Origin of the sequence: Nocardia harenae NBRC 108248 (assembly GCF_001612885.1) — a bacterium.
Lineage (GTDB): Bacteria > Actinomycetota > Actinomycetes > Mycobacteriales > Mycobacteriaceae > Nocardia > Nocardia harenae.
Genome location: NZ_BDBH01000007.1, coordinates 505,040 through 520,245 on the forward strand (window position 1 = coordinate 505,040; position 15,206 = coordinate 520,245).

Annotated in this window: 16 protein-coding genes; 3 read left to right on the plus strand and 13 right to left on the minus strand. The window is 73.0% G+C overall.

Annotated elements, in window-relative coordinates:
* Positions 1 to 145 precede the first annotated feature (145 nt).
* Both ctaC and NH2_RS17900 read left to right on the plus strand, forming a co-directional pair.
* A complete protein-coding gene (gene ctaC / locus NH2_RS17895; RefSeq protein WP_067655801.1) occupies positions 146 to 1,147 on the plus strand; it encodes an aa3-type cytochrome oxidase subunit II in 1,002 nt (333 codons plus the stop codon).
* Between the two features lie 14 nt (positions 1,148 to 1,161).
* Positions 1,162 to 1,578: a cytochrome c oxidase subunit 4 gene (locus NH2_RS17900; RefSeq protein ID WP_067655104.1), complete on the plus strand. Its 417-nt coding sequence runs from the start codon at positions 1,162 to 1,164 to the stop codon at positions 1,576 to 1,578.
* A 60-nt stretch (positions 1,579 to 1,638) separates the two neighbouring features.
* On the opposite strand, the gene NH2_RS17905 is transcribed toward NH2_RS17900, so the two are convergent.
* From NH2_RS17905 to NH2_RS17965, 13 genes are all read right to left on the minus strand, one after another.
* Positions 1,639 to 2,919 carry an FAD-binding oxidoreductase gene (locus tag NH2_RS17905; protein ID WP_067655106.1) on the minus strand — a complete coding sequence of 427 codons (1,281 nt, stop codon included), beginning with the start codon at positions 2,917 to 2,919 and terminating at the stop codon, positions 1,639 to 1,641.
* 102 nt (positions 2,920 to 3,021) lie between these two features.
* Positions 3,022 to 3,417, minus strand: coding sequence for a hypothetical protein (locus NH2_RS17910; RefSeq protein WP_067655108.1), 396 nt, complete (start codon positions 3,415 to 3,417; stop codon positions 3,022 to 3,024).
* A gap of 137 nt (positions 3,418 to 3,554) precedes the next feature.
* Complete coding sequence (locus NH2_RS17915) at positions 3,555 to 4,322, minus strand: sporulation protein (protein ID WP_067655111.1); 768 nt, start codon at positions 4,320 to 4,322, stop codon at positions 3,555 to 3,557.
* Positions 4,323 to 4,389: 67 nt separating this feature from the next.
* Positions 4,390 to 5,124, minus strand: a complete 735-nt coding sequence (locus tag NH2_RS17920; protein WP_067655114.1) for a lysophospholipid acyltransferase family protein — start codon at positions 5,122 to 5,124, stop codon at positions 4,390 to 4,392.
* 127 nt (positions 5,125 to 5,251) lie between these two features.
* Positions 5,252 to 6,235 carry an ROK family glucokinase gene (locus NH2_RS17925; RefSeq protein ID WP_067655117.1) on the minus strand — a complete coding sequence of 328 codons (984 nt, stop codon included), beginning with the start codon at positions 6,233 to 6,235 and terminating at the stop codon, positions 5,252 to 5,254.
* Complete coding sequence (locus NH2_RS29905; RefSeq protein ID WP_245650627.1) at positions 6,232 to 6,849, minus strand: hypothetical protein; 618 nt, start codon at positions 6,847 to 6,849, stop codon at positions 6,232 to 6,234. The genes NH2_RS17925 and NH2_RS29905 overlap by 4 nt, the downstream gene beginning before the upstream one ends.
* Positions 6,846 to 8,096, minus strand: coding sequence for an ArsA family ATPase (locus NH2_RS17935; RefSeq protein WP_245650650.1), 1,251 nt, complete (start codon positions 8,094 to 8,096; stop codon positions 6,846 to 6,848). Before NH2_RS17935 ends, NH2_RS29905 begins: the two co-directional genes overlap by 4 nt.
* On the minus strand, positions 8,093 to 8,530 hold the full coding sequence (locus NH2_RS17940) for an SRPBCC family protein (RefSeq protein ID WP_067655120.1): 438 nt from the start codon (positions 8,528 to 8,530) through the stop codon (positions 8,093 to 8,095). Before NH2_RS17940 ends, NH2_RS17935 begins: the two co-directional genes overlap by 4 nt.
* 47 nt (positions 8,531 to 8,577) lie before the next feature.
* Complete coding sequence (locus NH2_RS17945; RefSeq protein ID WP_067655124.1) at positions 8,578 to 8,973, minus strand: SRPBCC family protein; 396 nt, start codon at positions 8,971 to 8,973, stop codon at positions 8,578 to 8,580.
* Between the two features lie 52 nt (positions 8,974 to 9,025).
* On the minus strand, positions 9,026 to 10,153 hold the full coding sequence (locus NH2_RS17950; protein WP_067655127.1) for a glycosyltransferase family 4 protein: 1,128 nt from the start codon (positions 10,151 to 10,153) through the stop codon (positions 9,026 to 9,028).
* A 10-nt stretch (positions 10,154 to 10,163) separates the two neighbouring features.
* Entirely contained in the window at positions 10,164 to 11,111 is a 948-nt protein-coding gene (locus NH2_RS17955) for a hypothetical protein (protein ID WP_084505631.1), read from the minus strand.
* A gap of 5 nt (positions 11,112 to 11,116) precedes the next feature.
* Positions 11,117 to 12,172 (minus strand): NlpC/P60 family protein, encoded by a 1,056-nt coding sequence (locus NH2_RS17960; protein WP_067655130.1) that lies wholly within the window; start codon positions 12,170 to 12,172, stop codon positions 11,117 to 11,119.
* 156 nt (positions 12,173 to 12,328) lie between these two features.
* On the minus strand, positions 12,329 to 12,889 hold the full coding sequence (locus NH2_RS17965) for a C40 family peptidase (RefSeq protein WP_067655132.1): 561 nt from the start codon (positions 12,887 to 12,889) through the stop codon (positions 12,329 to 12,331).
* Positions 12,890 to 13,416: 527 nt separating this feature from the next.
* Here NH2_RS17965 and NH2_RS17970 point away from each other — a divergent pair.
* The gene (locus NH2_RS17970; protein WP_067655134.1) at positions 13,417 to 15,189 is read left to right on the plus strand and encodes a DEDD exonuclease domain-containing protein; all 1,773 of its coding nucleotides are present in this window, start codon (positions 13,417 to 13,419) and stop codon (positions 15,187 to 15,189) included.
* Positions 15,190 to 15,206: the final 17 nt, after the last annotated feature.

Here is a 15,206-nt window from a genome sequence, read left to right on the forward strand (position 1 = left end):
CAGGTGCCCTGAATCAGTCGGGATGTGTGGCGACCAGGAAGGCGTGAGCGTGGCGCACAAGGCGAGCGAAGAGATCGGGGCGCGCCCCGCCGGGGGTCGGCGGAGCCGGGTCCTTCGCCGGGCCGGGCTGGTGGTGTCCCTCGGGATGACCGCCCTGCTCGTCTCCGGCTGCTCGATCGACAATGTTTGGCTGCGCTTCGGCTGGCCCTCGGGTGTCACCCCGCAGGCCGCGCGGATGCGCGAGCTGTGGACCTGGTCGGTCGTCGCCGCGCTGGCGATGGGGGTGCTGGTCTGGGGGCTCACCTTCTGGACCGTCGTGTTCCACCGCAAGAAGCCGGACTCCCCGGAGTTCCCCCGGCAGACCGGCTACAACGTGCCGCTCGAGCTCACCTACACGGCGATCCCGTTCGTCATCATCGCGGTGCTCTTCTACTTCACCGTCGTGGTGCAGAACTACGTGCACGAGAAGGTGGACAACCCGGACGTCACCGTCGACGTGACCGCCTTCCAGTGGAACTGGAAGTTCGGCTACCGCAACGTCGACTTCAAGGACGGCTTCCGCTACGACGGCATCGACACCGTCCGCGAGGACCAGGCGCAGGAGCAGCTCGAGGAGTACAAGGAGCGGGTCGACGAGGAGCACGGCCACCCGCAGCCCGGCCCGGTGCACGGCAAGCCGGCCAACGACATCCTCTCCTACCTGCACTACGACAAGGTCGAGACGGTCGGTTCCAGCACCGAGGTGCCGGTGCTGGTGCTGCCGACCGGCAAGGTGATCGAGTTCCAGCTCGCCGCCGCCGACGTCATCCACGCCTTCTGGGTGCCGGAGTTCCTGTTCAAGCGCGACGTCATGCCGAACCCCAAGGAGAACCACTCCGACAACGTCTTCCAGATCACCGAGATCGAGAAGGAGGGCGCCTTCGTCGGCCGCTGCGCGGAGATGTGCGGCACCTTCCACTCGATGATGAACTTCGAGGTGCGCGCCGTCACGCCGGAGAAGTTCACCCGCTACCTCGAGGCGCGGCAGCAGGGCCGGACCAATGCCGAGGCGCTCGAATCCATCGGCGAGTCGCCGGTGGCCACCTCCACCAGGCCGTTCGACACCGACCGCACGGTGGGCACCGCGGCCGCGCCCGAGAGCAAATGAGGGATTGATCTGACATGAGGATCGAAGCGCGCATCTTCGAGCTGCTCACGGTGTTCTTCATCATCGTGGGCGCCGTCTACGGCTTCTTCACCGCCCAGTCCCGCACCGGGATCGAATGGGCAGGCCTCACCGCCATGGTCCTGACCGCGGGCCTCTCGCTGATCATCGGCACCTACTTCCGCTTCGTGGCCCGCAGGCTCGACCTGCGCCCCGAGGACTACGAGGACGCCGAGATCGTGGACGGCGCGGGCGACCTCGGCTTCTTCTCGCCCGGCAGCCCGTGGCCGATCCTGCTGGCCGGGGCCGGCTCGGTGACCGCGCTCGGGCTGGCGTTCTTCCAGTTCTGGCTGATCGGCACCGGCGTGGTGCTGGTGCTCATCGCCGCGGCCGGGCTGGTCTTCGAGTACCACATGGGTCCCGAGAAGCACTGACCCGCAGAACGACGAGCGCCCCGCCGGAGTACCGGTGGGGCGCTCTCGGCTGTCCGGGGCCTACTGCGTGGACTCGTAGCGCAGCGCGTTCTCCGAGCGGCAGATCTCGTCGATCTCGGCGACCAGCCCGCGCAGCTGCTCGGAGGGCAGCGCCGATGGCCGCAGCCGGGCGGTGAAGGCGATCAGGCCGTGGTCGGTACCGGGGAGGTCCCGGCGCGCCGCTTCGGCCCGCAGATAGTCCGAGCGGACCCCGTACGTCATGGCCGAGATGACGGTGAAGCAGCCGGTCTCCTCGCGCAGCCCCGCGAAGAGGTCGTGCAGCCGGTAGAAGACCGAGGCGTAGTTGGCCAGCGGGGCGAAGATGCCGACCCGATAGGCGGGTCCGCGCTCGGCGGAGCTGATCACCGTGTCGGCCAGGTACTCGGCATCGCGCAGGGTGAGCACCTTGGGCGCGAACATGAGCGCCCCCGCGGCGGCATTGCGCACCGGGGCGCCCGCCTTGCCGCTGGCCGCGGAGGCGATGGCGCCGAGCGACTTGCGGGTGCGGCTGCCGAGGTCGCGGCGGGCGCGCAGCGAGCGGGTCGGGGTGGTGTGGTGCAGGCTGGACCACTGGCCGAAGCGCACCGTGCCGAGCTGCACGTGCCCGGTGCCGACCGGGCGCGAGACCTTGAGCCGCGCGGTGTCCACCCAGCGGCCGACCTGCAGCACCGCCTCACCCGGGCTGCTGATCTCCGCGTGCGCGTGCTCGACGAAGGAGTCGAAGTCGAGGAAGCGGTCGGCGTCGGTGGTGAGCCAGGTGTGGTCCTTGTCCACCTCGACCACGTCCAGGGTGAGCGCGGTGATTATGCCGGCGCGGCCGCCGCCGCCCAGGATCCGGCGGAACCGCTCGGTGTGGTGGCCGCGGCCCGCGGTGCCGATCCGGCCGTCCGGGTCCACGTACTCCAGATCGGTGATCTGGTCGATGAAGAGCCCGTGCCGGTGCGAGGCGGTGCTCACCCCGCCCACCGAGGCGAAGCCGCCCGCGGTGATGTCGCGGTGGTCGCCGACGATCGGCAGCCCCAGCCCGTGCGCCCCGAGTCTGCGATCGATGTCGGAGAGCTTCGCCCCCGCCTGCACCCGCACCGTGCGCCGGCCCAGGTTGATGTCGAGCACCTGGTCCATCCGCCGCATGGAGACGACGGCGCGCTGATCCGGCAGGTCGAGCCCGTCCTCGACCGGCTCGCCGCCGCGCACCTCCAGCCGCTCCGCGCGACCTCGTGAATCCCGCACGGTGCGAACCACATCGGCGGTATCGCGGGGCAGATATTCTTCGGTGGCGGCGGCGAAGTGCGACGTGCTCATGGCACGAAAGTCAACCACAGCGCGCCCGCTCGCGCGCCCCCTACCGCCTGCTCCGCACCCCTTTCCCGCCGACCGGAATGCCCGATTCCGCTGTGTGACCGCTCAGCTGAGCGCGATCACGATCCAGAGCGCGGCGAGCAGGATGAGGTAGCCGGTGAGGGCCAGGGCGCCGACGGCGAGGAAGGCGGGGGCGATCCGGTTGCCCGAGGCGAGCGCGGGCTCGCCGCGGAGCACCATGAGCAGCGGGATCTGGTAGCGGCCGGACTCGCCGAAATCCGGGAAGAGCAGCGCGGCCACCAGGACGCAGGCGTCGGCGGCGATGAGCACCGGGTGTGCGAGCGCAGGGGCGTGCTGGCCCGCGAGCGCCAGCGGGCCGAGCAGGAGTATCAGCGGTACTCCGAACGTCGTCACCGTCACGTCGTGCAGCCGGCCACCGGCCAGCAATCGAGCCGCGACCGCCACCGCGACGACGGCGATCTGCAACCAGCCGAAATCCATACCGCTTTCCCTGTTCGTATCCGCGCGACATGATGCCACACGCGGGATCCGCGCGGGACCGGTGGCGGTCCGGGTCTGCCAGGGGCGGTTGATATCTCGCGCCAGCGGTAATTCCCACCGCGCGCGGCGGGCGGAACCTAGTGGCCCGCGAGCCGCCCGATCCGGTGCCCGACCTCGCCCACCCAGTCCACGTGCGGCAGGCTCGCGTACTCCACCCAGAGGTTGTCGTAGACGTCGCGGCCCTCGGTGAAGAGCCCGCCGCGCTTGTCCGCCTCGAACACCACGCTCATGCCGTGCTCGGCGGGCACGAAGCTCACCTCCAGCTGGCTGAGCCGCGGGAAGTGGTGCGAGGGGCCGAACTCGATCTCCTGGAAGAACGGCAGCTGCTGCGGGGTGTTGTGCAGCCGCCCGTGCTCGACGTCGGCGCTGCGCAGCCCGAAGCCGTGCCGCCGCACGGCGTCCAGCAGGACGTGCTGGGCGGGCAGCGCGCCGACGCCGATGGGGTCGCTGTCGGTGGCGTCCACCGCGCCGCTCACCGCGAGCACGGTGCGCAGCGCGACGAAGGTGCCCGGCAGCACCTGGCCGTCGAAGAAGGTGATCGGGGTCTCCAGGTGCGCCCGAGCGCCGAAGCGGAACTCGTGGAAGGCTCCGGGCGCCAGGTCGAAGCCGCCGTAGACGTCGTGCGCGCCGAAGCCGGTGTCGCGGTGCGTCTCACCGTCCTCGTACTCGTGCTCGACCCGGGTGACCAGCTCGACGGCGATCCGGTCGATGCGCTGCGGCACCTGACCGCCGCGCACCCGCACCACGCCCTCGATGACGCCGCCGGGCTGCGTGCCCGGCGTGAACAGCTCGGTCTCGACCTCGGCGCCGCCCACTCCGACGGCCGCCAGCAACTTCTTGAACATGACGGACAGTCTGCGTGCTCCGGCTCGAGAACGTCTTACGAAGCGCTTACGGCCGGCGCCGGGCTCTTCAGCTCGCGGCGGTATCCGGGATGCGCGCGGCCTCGGCGGCGGCGGGGCGGGAACCGTTGGGCACGCCCTTCTTCAGGCTCGCGGCGTACACATCGACGTACTCCTGGCCGCTGAGCCGCATCAGCTCGTACATGACCTCGTCGGTGACGGCGCGCTCGACGAAGCGGTTGCCCGACATCCCCTCGTACCGCGAGAAGTCGATCGGCGCACCGAACTTGACCGTCACCCGATGCCGCCGCCAGCGGAAACCGCCCTGCGGGCTGACCTTGTCGGTGCCGATCACGGCGACCGGGATCACCGGGACGCCGGTCTCCAGCGCGAGCCGTGCCATGCCGGTCTTGCCCTTGTACAGCCTGCCGTCGGGGGAGCGGGTGCCCTCCGGGTAGAGCCCGACCAGCTTGCCCTGGTCGAGCAGCCTGCTGGCGGCGTTCAGCGCGTCCTCCGCGGCGTCGGCGCCGCTGCGATCGATCGGGTATTGGCCGGTGCCGCTGAAGAACATCTTCTTCAGCCTGCCCTTCAGGCCGGGGGTGGTGAAGTACTCCGCCTTGGCCAGGTAGTTGATCCGGCGCGGGCTGAGCAGCGGAGCGAAGATCCAGTCCGCGATGGAGAGGTGGTTGCCCGCCATGATGCACGGGCCGTCGGCCGGGATGTGCTCGACACCCTCGACCTTCGGCCGGTTGTAGACGTGCAGGAACGGTCCCAGCAGCACGAACTTCAGCAGCCAGTAGAACATGGCATCCTTCCCCCGGACCGGGTGATGACGAGCGGGACCGACACGACGACTCTGCTTTCGACTCTACCGCCGGGTATACATCACATCCAATCCGAGCGGTGCGTTTCACCACACAGCAACGTCGCCGTCACCCGGCGGCCGTGACCAGTGCCGCGCGCGCGAGTTCGGCGGCGCCGATCATGCCCGCCGCCTCGCCGAGCTGGGTGGTGCGGATGCGGGCGAGCGGGCGGTGCCCGGCCCCGGTGACCGAGCGCGCGTAGTGCTCCCGTGCCTCGTCGAGGAAGAGCGGGGCGGAGGTGCTGACGCCGCCTGCGACGACCACCAGATCGGGGTCGAAGATATCGCTCACGAAGGCCAGCCCGAGCCCGAGCCAGCGGGCGAAGTCGGCGAGCACCCGGACCGCGAGCGGGTCACCGTCCTGGGCCGCGGCGGCCACCCGGCGACCGGTGAGCGAACCCGGCTCGCGGACGACCTCGCGGGCGAGCACGGTCGAGCTGACGGGGTCGGTGGCGAGCAGCTCGATGGCGGTGTCGGCGAGCGCCGTTCCGCTGCAGTACCGCTCCCAGCAGCCGCGCTTGCCGCACGGGCAGGGGCGGCCGTCCGGCACCATCTGCAGGTGCCCGAGCTCCGGCGCGATGCCGTGCGTGCCGCGGTACAGCTCGCCGTCGACGAGCAGCGCGGCGCCGATGCCGGTGCCGATCGCGATCAGCACCGCGTTGTGCCCGCCCGCGGCGGCGCCGAAGCGGTACTCGGCCCAGGCGGCGGCATTGGCGTCGTGCTCGAGCACCACCGGGAGGTCGAGCTTCGCGGTGAGCGTGCGCGCGACCGGCGCGTCCTTCCATGGCAGATGTGGGGCGAAGCGGACGCGGGCGCGGTCGGCGTCCACGAACCCGGCGACCGCGAGCCCGACGGCGGCGATGTCGTGGCGCTGGCACAGCTCGCGCACGGTGCGGACGAGCGCGGCGTCGAGCGCCTTCGCGGAGTGCGGGGTCGGGGCGGCGACGGTGTCGAGCACCTCGCCGTCGGCGTCGACGACGGAGGCGCGGATATTGGTGCCGCCGACATCGACGCCGACGGTGAGGGGGGCGCCGCCCGTGCTGCGGCCGGTCATCGCCGGACGGTCACGGGGATGTCGACGTACCCGCTGTCCCCGCGCCGGAACCGGCGCTTCCGCGCCGCGCCCGGCGGGTCGCCGGCGGCCGCACCCGGGATATCGGGCCGTCCCGCGCCGGACTCGTCCGCACGGGGAGGGGACTCGGCGGATTCGTCCGCAACGGAAGGGAGCGTGCCGGATTCGCCCGGGTCGAAGGTGGCCGGGCCGGGGTGCGCGCGATCCGAGTGCCCGGCGCCGGGTGGGCCGTCCGTCGCAGCCGGATCTGCCCGCGCCCCCGTACGCCCGGAGCCTGAGCGCGAATGCTCGTGCGGCACACCGGGCTCCGGATCGAACCGCACCGGCTCGACCGGCACCCCGGCGAGCGCCTCGCGCAGCACGGTGACGATGGCGGTGCCGTGGTCGGCGATGGCGGCGAGCACATCGTGCCGCTCGCCGCGGACCAGCGCGGCGGCCGCGCAGACCGGGCACCAGCTGCAGCTCTCCCAGTCGGCGCGGCCGGTGGCGGCGCTGCGCCGCAGCACCGGCTCGACCCGCTCCAGCACCGCCTCGGCGAGCAGCTTGAGCTCAGCGGCGAATTCGGCGAGCTCGTCCTCCGGCTCCCGCTCGGTCATCGCGGCCACTCCTGCGGGTCCGGGTGGAACCGCACCACCAGCGCGCCGCCGTCGAGCTCGGCGCCGGAGATCGTGCAACGCCGCAATACCGGCGCCAGCGGCACCCGCCGCCGGACCCCGTCCGCTCCCACGATCAACTCGTCCTCCACTCGTCCCAGTCGCAGCGTCGCCGGATCGACGACGGGCAGCCGCATCCGCAGCGTGTACACCGACGAAAGGCCGCTGCCCGATTCCCGGCTCACCACCGGGCCCGGCCCGTCGGCGGGGTTGTCGCCCAGCATAGGAGCCGTGTCCACCGGTATCGAGAGCGCGGCCAGCGCGTCGGCGCCGATCGGCTCGGCGCCGCGGTGCTCGGTGACCAGCACCGGGACCTCGGGCATGGCGCGGCGCAGCTCGTCGAGGACGGCCAGCTGTTCGGCGCGCAGCCCCAGGTACCAGCGCACCGACGGGTGCGCGGCGGCGAGGTCGGGCACCGGCGGCACCGGGGGGAGGACCTTGTTGACCAGCACCGCGTCCAGCCGCAGCCCGAGCAGCGCGGCCGCCGAGCGCACCCGCGCGGACTCCGCGGCGGCGAGCCGCTCGGCCAGCGTCACCAGCCGGGCGCTGGTGCGGCCCTGGTCGGCGAGCAGGTCGCGCACCTCGGTGACGGTGGTGACGATCCGGTCGACGGTGGCGGCGAGGACCGCGCGGCGCAGGTCGGTGCCCGCCCTGCTGAGCGCGCGGTCGTGCTCGGGCCAGATCCGGCTCAGGTAGCCGAGCAGGGTGTCCGGCGCGCTGACGATGCGCAGCATGTCGGCGGTGGGCGGGCAGTCGAGCACCAGCAGGTCGTACTGTTCCTCGGCCACGTACTGCGCCACCTCGACCAGCACGAGCAGCTCCTGCACCCCGGGCAGCCCGGTGAGCTCGGCCGGGTCGAGCGCGCCGGGGTCGATGCCGTCGTGCCGGTGCCTGGCGTCGGCGGCCAGCATCCGGACCACCTCGGCGAAGCGATCCTCCAGCAGCGCCAGCGAATCCAGCTCGACGATCTCCAGATTCGGTGCGACGGTCGCGATCCCGGCCACCGTGCCCGCGTCGTGCGGGAAGCGGAAACCGAAGGCGTCGCCGAGCGAGTGCGCCTGGTCCAGCGAGGCGATCAGCACCCGCCGCCCGGCCCGCGCGTGCGCCGCCGCGGTGGCCGCGGCGAGCGTGGTCTTGCCGACCCCGCCCTTGCCGACGAACAGTTCGAGCCGGGTCCGCTGACCGGTCAGCCTTCGACCCGTTTCTTCAGTTCCTTCAGCGCGGTGTCGGTGATGACCTTCTCCGCCTTGCGTTTGAACATGCCGATCATCGGGATATTGAGGTCGACGGTGAGCTCGTACACCACCCTGGTGCCGCCATCGGGCTGGTCGGTGAGCTCGTAGCTGCCGTCCTGCGCCTTCTGCAGCTCGCCGTCGAGCAGCGTCCAGCTCACCGCGCGGCCGTCCCCGCGCCAGTTGTAGCGCAGTACGTAGGTGTCCTTGACGACGCCGGCGTCCAGCACGAAGCGGGCGGTGCCCGCGCGGCCGTCGGGGCCGACCTCGAGCACCTCGACGGACTTCGCCGCCGCGACCCACTCCGGGTACCGGCCGAGATCGGCGATGACGGCCATCACCTGCTCCGCGGGGGCCTCGACGACGATCGATCTCTGGGTCCGGTCGGCCATGGCTGGCGGCGGTTCCTTTCGACGGGTGCGGTGGTCGGGCTCGGAACTCAGGAGACGAGCAGGTCCGGCCCCGGTGTGACGCCGGCCGGGCGGTCCGCCTCCAGCCGGGACTTGATCTCGAACGACATCTCCTTGCCCGCGATCCGGCGCTCGCGCACCAGGGCGGCCAGGCGGCGCGGGGCGGGCGGCGCGCCGGCCGGGTCGGCGTGCAGGAAGTAGTGCAGGATCACCCCGTCCAGCGAGGGCTCCAGCCACACCTCCATGGAGCCGGTCACCGCCCCGCTCACGGTCCAGCGCATGCCCTTCTCCCCGCGGTCCTCGCGGACCTCGAGCTCCAGGCCGGGCCACCAGCGGCGCCAGTTGTTCGGCGCGCCGAGCACCTCCGCGACGGCCGCCCCCGGCGCGGCGACGAAGGTCTGGTCGGCGACCACGATGCTGCTCACCCGGGTGACTGTAATGGACCGATGTGACGCAGCCGACCGCCGGTGCTGCCGATCAGCGCAGCAGCTGCCGGAGCCGGGCGCCGTGGCTGTCCCAGCGCCACTCCCGCTGCACCCACTCGCGCCCGGCGGCGCCCATGGCGGCGGCGCGGTCCGGGTCGCCGAGCACGTCGACGAGAGCGCGGGCCAGCCGCGGCACCGAGCGGCCGTCGACCACGTACCCGGTCTCGCCCTCGCGCACGGTCTCCGGCGCGCCGCCGGAGCGCCCGGCCACCACCGGCACCCCGCTCGCCGATGCCTCCAGGAACACGATGCCGAGCCCCTCCACGTCGAGCCCGGCGCCGCGGGTGCGGCACGGCATGGCGAAGACGTCGCCGATGGTGTGGTGCGCGGCCAGCTCGCCCGACGGCACCCGCCCGGTGAAGACCACGTGCTCGGCGACGCCGGCGCGCTCGGCGAGCCTGCGCAGCCGCTGCTCGTCCGGCCCGCTGCCCGCGATCACCAGCACCGCGCCGTCGATCTGCGCGCGCACCGGGCGCAGCGCCGCGATCAGCGCGTCCTGCCCCTTGCGCGGGACCAGCCGGGAGAGACACAGGATGGTGGGCCGGTCGCCGAGGCCGTAGCGGGCGCGTAGCTCGGCGCGGGCCGCCCGGTCCGGCCGGAAGACCTCGGGGTCGACGCCGGGCGGCAGGTACTCCAGCGCGGCGTCCGGGCCGAAGGCGGCGGCGAACCGGCCGCGGGTGTACTTGCTGACGTAGGTGACGACATCGGTGTGGTCGCCGATCACCCGCAGCGACTGCCTGGCGGCGGGCAGCATGGACCAGCCCACCTCGTGGCCGTGCGTGCTGGCCAGGATGCGCTCCGCGCCCGCCCGGCGGAGCTGCGGCGCGAGCAGCGCGAGCGGCGCGGCGGCGCCGAACCAGACGGTGTCGCAGCCGTGTTCGCGGAGCAGCCGCCCGGCTCGGCGCAGCACCCCGGGGGTGGGCAGCATGAGCGTGGTCGGGTGCCGCACCACGCGGTACTTCTGCGCGGCGTCGAACTTCTCGTGGCTGTCCCCGCGCCAGCGCGGCGCGTAGACCACCAGGTCGTCCGGCGGGAGCTGTTCGGCGAGGGCCTGCAGGTAGGACTGGATGCCGCCCGGCCGGGGCGGGAAATCATTGGTGACCAGCAGGGTTCGAGCCATGCGGACAAAACTACCCGGCCGCGGCGACGCCGCTTTGCCCGGCGATCCACCCCAGCCAGCCCGCCACCAGCTCGGCCCGGCCGACGCCGAGCTCGGCGCGCAGCGCGGCGTCCTCGGCCGCGGGGTCCAGCGGGCCCGCGGCCAGCCGCCGGTACAGCCGGGGCACGGCCTGCTCGCCGAAGGCGTCGGCGATGTAGGCCTGCGCCGACCAGGCCCGCTCGTAGGCCTGCACCGCGTCCCGGCCGCGGAAATCGGCGTCGGTGGGCAGGTCGGCGGGGCCGGCACCGGCGCGCAACGCGGCGGTCAGGGTGGGTGCGGTGGCGGCGAAGGCGGCTGGTCGCGCGCGGTGCGCGGTGTAGTCGGCGAAGCCCTCCAGCACCCACTGCGGGGCGGCGTCGGAGGTGACGGCGCGCGCGGCGACGTGCGTGAGTTCGTGGCGCAGCAGGGTGGCGAGGCCGTCCGGGCCGAGCCTGCGCCCGGCGTCGGGGGAGAAGACGACGCGCTGGCCGGCCGGGGTGGTACCGGGACGGAACGGGTCTGCGATGGCGGCGGCGGCCAGCTCGGGCGAGACCGGGCCGGTGGCCCGGATCAGCCCGGCGAATTCGGCGGGGCTGTCCGCGACGACGAGCAGCGCCGTGCGCGCCCACTCCTCGCCCCACACGGCGGTGACGGCGTCGACGGCGGCGGGGAGCTCGGCGGCCAGCGCCGCGACGTCGGCGGCGCGCTCCTCGTGGCCGACCACCAGCGACTCGCCGCCCGCGGTTCGCGCCACCTCGGCGATCAGCGGGCCGTACGCCTCCATGGTCCGGCGGACCTCGGGGAGCCGGGGATGGGCCGCCGCGGCGGCCGAGAGCCCCGGCTCGCCCGGTTCACCCGGCCCCGACCGCAGGGTGAACAGTGCGACACCGGCGCCGAGCAGCACCAGCAGGGCCGCCGCGACGAGCGCGAGGCGCCGCACCGGGGTCAGTAACGCCGCGCGGAGTGGTACGGGGTGCTGCTCATCGGCGCCACCGCGACCGGGACGCCGAAGGTGGAGGCGTGCAGCATGAGCCCGTTGCCCGCGTAGATACCGACGTGCGAGACCTCCGGGTAGAAGAAGACGACGTCGCCGGGCTGCAGGTCTTCCTTCTTCACCGGGGTGCCGTAGTTGGCCTGGGCGGAGCTGGTGCGCGGCACGTTCTTGCCGACCTGCTTGAACGCCCACTGCACCAGGCCGGAGCAGTCGAACTGGCTCGGGCCGGTGGCGCCCCAGACGTAGGGGTCGCCGACCCGGGTGAGCCCGGCGGCCAGCGCGCTGGTGCCGCTGCCGGGGACCAGCCCCTGCAGCAGGGCGTCGCGGTCGAAACCGGGCGGGAAGGGTGAACCGGCGAGCCCGGCCCGGTCGGTGGCGGAGAGCTTGCCCCACGCCTCGATCACCCGGGAGACGGCGCCGCTCAGATCGTCCTGCTTGTGCCGCAGGTCGGCGCGGACGGCATCGGCCTTGTCGGCGGCGGCGCGGGCGGAGTCGGCGGCAGCGCGGGCCTCGGTCTCGGCGGCGCTCGCGACATCGGTCACGAGCCGGAACTTGTCCAGCTGCGCCTGGGTCTGCGCGGCCATCACGTCCAGCGTCGACATCTGGTCGAGCAGCTGCTGCGGGGAGTCGCTGACCAGGACCGCGAACAGCCGGTTGGTGCGCGCGCCCTGGTAGGCGGCGATGGCGGTGCGGTCGATCATCGGCTGGTAGCGGCGCACCTCGGCGCGGGCGGCGTCCAGCTGGGCCTGCGCCGCGTCGTGCTTGATATCGGCGTCGTGCTGCGCGCCGAGCTTGACCTCGAGATCCGCCTCCGCGTCCAGCGCCTGCTGGTTGAGCTGCTCGGACTGCCGGGAGAGGTCGATCATCTGCTGCACCGCGTCACCGGGGGTGGCGGGCAGCGCGACGGGGTCGGCGCCTGCCGGGCCGCTGCTGTACAGCGTGACCGCGACCAGTGCGGCCGCGAACGTGCTCGCAACGGCACGGGTCTGGCTTCGGTGTGCTGCCACGATCTGTCGCGCCTCGTCCTGTCGATGGAATGGGATCCCGCGAAGGTCTCGATCAGGTTACGGAACGGTGGCGGACCGTGTCCACCCGGGTCCGAGCGCGGAGATTCCCGGCGCCGCGCGGTCGCGTGGCGCGGCGCCGGGAGCGGGGGCGGTCGCTCAGAAGCGCCGCGCGCCGGTCACCGGCATGGAGGAGATCGGGGCGATCTTCACCGGCTGGCCGGAGGTGGAGGCGTGCACCACATTGCCGTCACCGGCGTAGAGGCCGGAGTGGCCGCCGCCGTAGAACGAGATCATGTCGCCGGGCTCCAGCTCGTCCATGGAGACCGGGGTGCCCGCGGAGAGCTGGGCGCCGCTGGTGCGCGGCAGCTCGACGCCTGCCTCGGCGTAGGACCACTTGACCAGGCCGGAGCAGTCGAAGGCGTTCGGCCCGGCGGCGCCGTAGACGTACGGCGAGCCGACCTTGGAGAGCGCGGCGTCCAGCGCCAGCTCGCCCGCGGTCTTCTGCGGCGCGACGAACGGCGGGGCGCCGGGGGCGCCGGGCAGCTCGATGCCGGGGAGCCCCTGCGGGATCTGGACGTTGTCCGGAACATCGAAGGTGCCGACACCGGGGATGGTGATCGGCTGGGCCGACGCGGGTGCGGCGGGAAGGAGAAACGCGCCGGTGATGGCTGCTCCGACGGCTCCTGCGGCCATGGCACGCTTGGCGGTCTTCGCCATGATGCGGGTCTTCCTCTCTGCCTCACGACGGCGCACCTCCGTGGTGCGGCGACTTCGTGACACCCGCTTCGTGGGCGGCGTGAACTCCGTGAGGTCTCGAAAAGGTTACGAACAGATCACGGGTGGTTGTAAAGCCCGGGCTCGACGGCATCCGGACATTTCGGAAACCGACCCATGCATATCTGAGTTGGATCTCACATCAATCACGAAACGGTAACTCAGGGAAACGCCGCTTTTTCGCAGGGGTTGCATCCGGGCGTGTCGGATTTCGGATCAAGGCGCGCTCGCATGACGTTCGCCCAGATGGGAGCGGTCTCGGTTGGCGGAGCCACTATTGCCCGACGCGGGTGTGGGTGCATGGTTCGGAACTTGGGCTCGCATACCGTACGCCCGGTATAGGCAGAAGGCGGCTGCGATAGCTGCCATCTATATTGGTGACTCCGATCACAAGACGGTATTTCGGCCACCGCGGCCGGGTAATTACACGCTTGTCGCCCGTGTCGGTGGCTCCGTTTACGCTGCCCGCCATGTCCGCGCAACTGGCGTTCGACGAGCTCGACACTCCGCTCTACGACACCACCTTCGTCGTCGTCGACCTGGAGACCACCGGGGGCAGCCCGGCGGCGGACGCCATCACCGAGATCGGCGCGGTCAAGGTGCGCGGCGGCGTCGTGCTCGGGGAGTTCGCCACGCTGATCGACCCCGGCCGGGCCATTCCGCCCGCGATCGTGCACGTCACCGGGATCACCGACGTCATGGTGCGCGCGGCCCCGCGGATCGAGGCGGTGCTGCCCGGCTTCCTGGAGTTCGCCGCGGGCGCGGTGCTGGTCGCGCACAACGCCCGCTTCGACACCGCGTTCCTGAAGGCCGCGGCCGAGCGCAGCGCGACGCCGTGGCCCAATCCGCAGGTGGTCTGCACGGTGAAGCTGGCGCGCCGGGTGCTGGCCAGGGACGAGGCGCCCTCGGTGCGGCTCGGGGTGCTGGCCCGGGTGCTCGGCGCGAGCGTGCAGCCGACGCACCGGGCACTGGACGACGCCCGCGCCACCGTCGACGTGCTGCACGCGCTCATCGGGCGGGTCGGCAATCTTGGCGTGCGCAGCCTGACCGAGCTGCTCGACTACCTGCCCGACGTCTCCGCCGGGCAGCGCGCCAAACGCGGGCTGGCCGCCGGGCTGCCCACCGCGCCAGGCGTCTACCTCTTCCGCGGCCCCGGCGACGAGGTGCTCTACATCGGCACCGCGGTGAACCTGCGCCGCCGGGTGCGCGGCTACTTCACCGGCTCGGAGACGCGCGGGCGGATGAAGGAGATGGTCGCGCTCGCCACCCGGGTGGAGCACGTGGTGTGCGCGCACGGGCTGGAGGCGGGGGTGCGCGAGCTGCGGCTGCTGGTCGCGCACGCGCCGCCGTACAACCGGCGGTCCAAGTTCCCGAAGCGGGGGTGGTGGATCGCGCTCAGCGCGGAGGCGTTCCCGCGGTTCACCGTGGTGCGGGAGCCGGATCGGGTGGCGCTCGGACCGTTCCGGTCGCGGGCGGACGCGGTGGATGTGGCCGCGAGCCTGGCCGAGTTCTGCGGTCTTCGCACCTGCGCGGGGCGATTGCCCAGGGGCGCGCGGCACAGCTGCCCGCCCGCGGTGGTCGGTGGCTGCCCGGCCGCCACCGCCGACGGGCTGGACGCGGCCGGGTACGCGGAGCGGCCCGCCGCCGTGCGCGCGCTCTTCGCCGGGCGCAGTGATGCCCCGCTGCGCGCCATGCTCGCCGAGATCGAGCGGCGCTCCGCGTGCGAGCACTACGAGGCGGCGGCGCGGCTGCGCGATCGGGCCGCGCACGTGGTGGTGGCGCTGGCCCGCACCCAGCGGCTGGCCGCGCTGGCCCGGCTGCCCGAGTTGATCGCCGCCGGGCCGGACGGGGCAGGGGGCTGGGAGTTCGCCGTGATTCGCTACGGGCGGCTGGCCGGGGCCGGGTGCGCCCCGCGCGGAACCCCGCCGATGCCGGTGGTCGAGAGCATCGTCGCGGGCGCGGAGACCGTGGTTCCGCCGCCCCGGTCCGCGGCGCCGGGGCGATCGAGCGGGCCCCAGGGCCTCGTCGAGGACGACCTCGCGCCCCTGCGCGGGGCCTCACCGGAGGAGGTGGCGCTGGTGGCCCGCTGGCTGACCCGGCCCGGGGTGCGCATCGTGCGCACCGAGACCGGCTACGCCGAGCCGGTGGCCGGCGCGGCGGCGCACCTGGCGTGGGCGGAGAAGGCGCGGGCGGCGGCCCGCCCGCCCGATCCGGAACGGGAGTACCGGGAACGGGCAGGCTGAGCGCCTACGCTGAGACC

What these genes read in the sequence shown, in the direction of transcription:
- NH2_RS17900 (WP_067655104.1), top strand. Translation starts at nt 1,162, where the DNA reads ATGAGGATCGAAGCGCGCATCTTCGAGCTGCTCACGGTGTTCTTCATC.
- NH2_RS17950 (WP_067655127.1), bottom strand. Translation starts at nt 10,153, where the DNA reads ATGGCTCGAACCCTGCTGGTCACCAATGATTTCCCGCCCCGGCCGGGC.
- NH2_RS17925 (WP_067655117.1), bottom strand. Translation starts at nt 6,235, where the DNA reads ATGACCGGCCGCAGCACGGGCGGCGCCCCCCTCACCGTCGGCGTCGAT.
- NH2_RS17905 (WP_067655106.1), bottom strand. Translation starts at nt 2,919, where the DNA reads ATGAGCACGTCGCACTTCGCCGCCGCCACCGAAGAATATCTGCCCCGC.
- ctaC (WP_067655801.1), top strand. Translation starts at nt 146, where the DNA reads ATGACCGCCCTGCTCGTCTCCGGCTGCTCGATCGACAATGTTTGGCTG.
- NH2_RS17970 (WP_067655134.1), top strand. Translation starts at nt 13,417, where the DNA reads ATGTCCGCGCAACTGGCGTTCGACGAGCTCGACACTCCGCTCTACGAC.
- NH2_RS17915 (WP_067655111.1), bottom strand. Translation starts at nt 4,322, where the DNA reads ATGTTCAAGAAGTTGCTGGCGGCCGTCGGAGTGGGCGGCGCCGAGGTC.
- NH2_RS17910 (WP_067655108.1), bottom strand. Translation starts at nt 3,417, where the DNA reads ATGGATTTCGGCTGGTTGCAGATCGCCGTCGTCGCGGTGGCGGTCGCG.
- NH2_RS17920 (WP_067655114.1), bottom strand. Translation starts at nt 5,124, where the DNA reads ATGTTCTACTGGCTGCTGAAGTTCGTGCTGCTGGGACCGTTCCTGCAC.
- NH2_RS29905 (WP_245650627.1), bottom strand. Translation starts at nt 6,849, where the DNA reads ATGACCGAGCGGGAGCCGGAGGACGAGCTCGCCGAATTCGCCGCTGAG.
- NH2_RS17940 (WP_067655120.1), bottom strand. Translation starts at nt 8,530, where the DNA reads ATGGCCGACCGGACCCAGAGATCGATCGTCGTCGAGGCCCCCGCGGAG.
- NH2_RS17965 (WP_067655132.1), bottom strand. Translation starts at nt 12,889, where the DNA reads ATGGCGAAGACCGCCAAGCGTGCCATGGCCGCAGGAGCCGTCGGAGCA.